The sequence below is a fragment of the Vibrio sp. M260118 genome (assembly GCF_036533755.1).
Lineage (GTDB): Bacteria > Pseudomonadota > Gammaproteobacteria > Enterobacterales > Vibrionaceae > Vibrio.
This window is the reverse complement of sequence record NZ_JATABG010000329.1, coordinates 1-3,945: the sequence shown is the minus strand read 5'-3', so window position 1 is coordinate 3,945 and position 3,945 is coordinate 1. Positions and strand designations below refer to the sequence as shown.

The 3,945-nt window shown below is 46.1% G+C and carries 3 protein-coding genes; 1 reads left to right on the top strand and 2 read right to left on the bottom strand.

The features are described from left to right. A partial coding sequence (locus QTO00_RS16025; RefSeq protein WP_331425685.1) for a PilZ domain-containing protein occupies positions 1-1,957 on the bottom strand: 1,957 nt, incomplete at its 3' end. Positions 1,958-2,110: 153 nt separating this feature from the next. On the opposite strand from QTO00_RS16025, the gene radA reads away from it, so the two are divergent. Next, complete coding sequence (gene radA, locus QTO00_RS16020) at positions 2,111-3,490, top strand: DNA repair protein RadA (protein ID WP_331425684.1); 1,380 nt, start codon at positions 2,111-2,113, stop codon at positions 3,488-3,490. A gap of 270 nt (positions 3,491-3,760) precedes the next feature. Here the strand turns inward: radA and QTO00_RS16015 are convergent. Continuing rightward, a partial coding sequence (locus tag QTO00_RS16015; protein ID WP_331425683.1) for an aminotransferase class V-fold PLP-dependent enzyme occupies positions 3,761-3,945 on the bottom strand: 185 nt, incomplete at its 5' end.

Sequence of the window (3,945 nt, the reverse complement as noted above, 5' to 3'; positions counted from 1 at the left end):
CTTTGTAGATAGGCCCGAGTGAGAAGTTTTTCTCATCACCAAGCTTGGCCAAAATGGTTAAATATGGCTTGAGTGGATAGTTAATGCCTATGGCTTTCGGGCGTAAACTTCCTGCTTTTTTTTCGACGAACAATGGAGAACTGACCATTTTATCGAGCAGAATGTCATGCAAACCTTCAAGCAGAGCGTTACTCGGTAGGATCTCTTTTTTCGCGATTAGTTTGTCTTGGTTATGATCGATGAGCGTACCGAAGAAGGCGATGGTACGCATAATCTGACTATCTTCGATGATAGAGAGTTGAAGTTGTTTTCCTCCTGGGCTGACTCTGACCACTTGATAGGGGACTTCATCGAGCGGCAGCTTTTTATCGTAAAGCTGTAACTCTTTAAAATTGATTCGGCAAGCATCTCCTGCTTTTAACTGACAGGGAGAAGTGAGCGAAATGCTTACTCCATGCTTAGAAAGATCAATGCTAAAACCTTCACACTGATTTGATTCAGAATCGGAAAGTATAATCGGAGATTTAAATTGGTACCTTGGTTCTTTGCGGCGAGATTTAGCGTCAAAGTAGATGCATACCGGATTAGTGTCTGGGTTTCTTGCATGTCTAAACTGGTTTAATTCGCTGCTAGGCAAGCGTGGTTTCTCTGCTAATAGATAGTCTTGGCGACTGGTTTCGTCAGCGATCTCTTGCAAAATTCCGCAATGGGTTAGCGATGACGCTTCAAGGTCTAGCTCGCTGGTGTGCTCTGATAGCGCGAGCTTCTCCTCACCAGAGAGTTCAAACACTGACAGCCTAAATGCTTTCCAACTATCTTTCTTCGCTCCTATGTGCCAGAAGAGCTGACGTAGATCTCTCTTTGCTTCGGGCATCATCATTGAAAAGAATAGTGTTTTCTCTTGATGCTCATGGGTAAAAGAGTAGATAACGTTGCTACTACCCCTCATACCTTCCGTAGTCAGTAGTGACATACGCTGATTGTTAAATAGATTACTCAAGCTCTGTTGATTGCGCTCATCATGCCAGTATTGCCAGATCTTCTGATTGTTTTCGGTCATTAGCGCCAACTTAAGCTCATTGCCACTAAAAAATACTGGTAAATTACAGGTATGTTTTAGATAGGTATGCTCAAAACCTCGTGAGCGGGCACGGATGATTTTGTCTTGGTTATCGTGACGAGTTTTTTGGCTGTCACTCTTCAATAACTGTTCAATCACTAATTCAATTAAATTAGTGGTGTCTAGTTTGAGAACACGCAGGTATTTAACGGCGTCATTCTCATAAGACTCATCAATACCAACAATTCGATACGGGATTACAGAGTTGATGCCTTCAACTTCTAATGTCTTGCTCAGTTCGACTAATCGAACATCAATGACTTCCCCGAGTTTGTAGTTGAAAGCGGAAGGAACTTTAAATTTTGCTCCCGATGGAGAGAGGTCGACGGTCGTTGCATGGACAATTTGGCCGCTTAACAGCTCTATCTCTATTTGAGAAGAGACCTTTAGTCGGTTCTCTTTACGCTTAAGGTCGTACCCCATGACAACGGCTTCAACATCAATACCATTAAGCTCTGTGGTGACTTCTGTTCCGATTGGCTTGCCACGCTGTTGCATGACTCTGAAATTGTTGTGGGTGTTGCACAGCGCTTCCCAAACGCCTTCCGTGTAGCCGTTGAATTTTTTGATGTTTTTATGATAAGCGTTAAATGCTACGTCATCGAGCCAGTGTTTGATGCCATCAAGTTCGTATTCACGGCATTCACCTTTTACCCTTCCTCTTAAATCAATAGGTTTAGTGCAAGGTGCCATTACTCGGTTAAGTTCCATCTTAACCAGAATTTTGACCGACGGTGGTTCTCCCTCGGTCATCTGACCAAGAACGAATTCGAAATCTTCTGAGTTGTATACGGGAATTAATCGTTCCGCGAGAGAGAGTATTTCTGGCTGCTGCATATTTTTTTGTTAGAGTATCCCTTACCCAAAATATCGACCTTGATATAAAGATCTTTAGTGATATGTTACCTCTAATTCAGTATAGATGGTCACATAGGCAAGCGCGGATGCCGCTTGGGTCACAAATACACAATTTTAAACACTTGAGGAAGCATGGCAAAAGCAAAGGTAGCCTACGTATGTAATGACTGTGGGGCGGATTTCCCCCGTTGGCAAGGACAATGTAATGCGTGCGGTGCATGGAATACGATCAGTGAAGTGCGTTTAGCAGCGTCACCAACAGTCGCTAGAAATGAGCGTCTTTCTGGATATGCAGGAACAACGGCGGAAACTAAGGTCCAGACCTTGTCTGAGATTGACCTACAAGAGGTTCCGCGTTTTACCAGTGGCTTTAAAGAGCTCGACCGCGTACTTGGTGGTGGCGTGGTGCCCGGTGCGGCGATCTTAATCGGTGGTAACCCTGGGGCGGGTAAGTCGACACTACTATTGCAAACCATGTGTTACTTAGCGTCTCAAATGCCAACGCTTTATGTCACGGGTGAGGAGTCATTACAGCAGGTAGCGATGCGTGCTTCTCGCTTAGGCTTGCCGAAAGACAATTTAAAAATGTTATCTGAGACCAATGTCGATCGCATCTGCCAGATCGCAGAAAAAGAGCAGCCAAAAATCATGGTGATTGACTCGATTCAGGTTATGCATGTCTCGGATGTACAGTCTTCGCCGGGTAGTGTCGCTCAGGTGAGAGAGGCAGCGACAACCTTGACTCGTTACGCGAAGCAAAACAATGTCTCGGTGTTTATTGTTGGCCACGTAACCAAAGATGGCAGCTTAGCTGGCCCCAAAGTGCTTGAGCACATTATTGACTGTTCAGTACTGCTTGATGGTGGAACCGATAGTCGCTTTAGAACCTTGCGTAGTCATAAGAACCGTTTCGGTGCCGTGAATGAACTCGGTGTTTTTGCCATGACGGGTCAAGGTTTAAAAGAGGTCAGCAATCCTTCCGCTATTTTCTTATCCCGCGGTGAAGAGGAGACATCTGGCAGCTCTGTAATGGTGGTTTGGGAGGGAACACGCCCGCTGCTTGTAGAGATTCAGGCGCTGGTGGATTACTCACAGCTCGCTAACCCACGTCGAGTTGCGGTGGGCCTAGAACAAAACCGTCTGTCGCTTCTTTTGGCTGTGCTGCATAAACATGGCGGCTTACAAATGGCCGATCAAGACGTGTTTGTTAACGTCGTCGGTGGTGTCAAGGTAACCGAAACCAGTGCCGATTTAGCCTTAGTGATGGCGCTCCTTTCTAGCTTTAGAGATAGGCCACTACCAAAAGACGTGGTGGTATTTGGTGAAGTAGGACTTGCTGGTGAGATTCGTCCCGTACCAAGCGGGCAAGAGCGCCTAAACGAAGCATTCAAGCATGGTTTTAAGAGGGCGATTGTACCTGCAGCCAATATGCCGAAAGGTGGTATTGCAGGCATGCAAATTCACGGTGTTAAAAAGCTTTCTGAGGCGATTGAAGCGTTTGATGAGCTATAACTAAAAGTACGCTGCGCTTCGAGTTCGGGCTTCGCCCTGCGAGAAGGTAGAACGCTGCGCTCTGAGAGCCGACGGCGTCCTTCGCGAGACAAATTGTCATTCCATAGAGCGACGAAGGAGTGAGTAGGGAATCTTAAAAAGGTTCTCACTCGCTTGAAGAGATCCCCAATTCGGTCGTGCCTCCCTCTTGAGGATGACGGTTTTATTTTATGGCTGTAAAAGAAAAGGGTTGGTGAAAGTGCCAACCCTGCATAATTGACTCGCCACTCGCTATAACATATCCACCGCTTTCTCGAGCGCAGCGACTAACCTGTCAACATCTTCCATTGTGTTGTAAACCGCGAATGAAGCGCGGATGGTGCCTTTAACACCAAGAGCATCCATGAGCGGATGAGCGCAATGATTACCAGCTCTAACGGCTATTCCCTGTTGGTCAAGCAGAGTCGCGACATCTT

Bases quoted from the DNA above. Each gene is read 5' to 3' on its own strand.
- radA (WP_331425684.1), top strand. From the start codon at position 2,111: ATGGCAAAAGCAAAGGTAGCCTACGTATGTAATGACTGTGGGGCGGAT.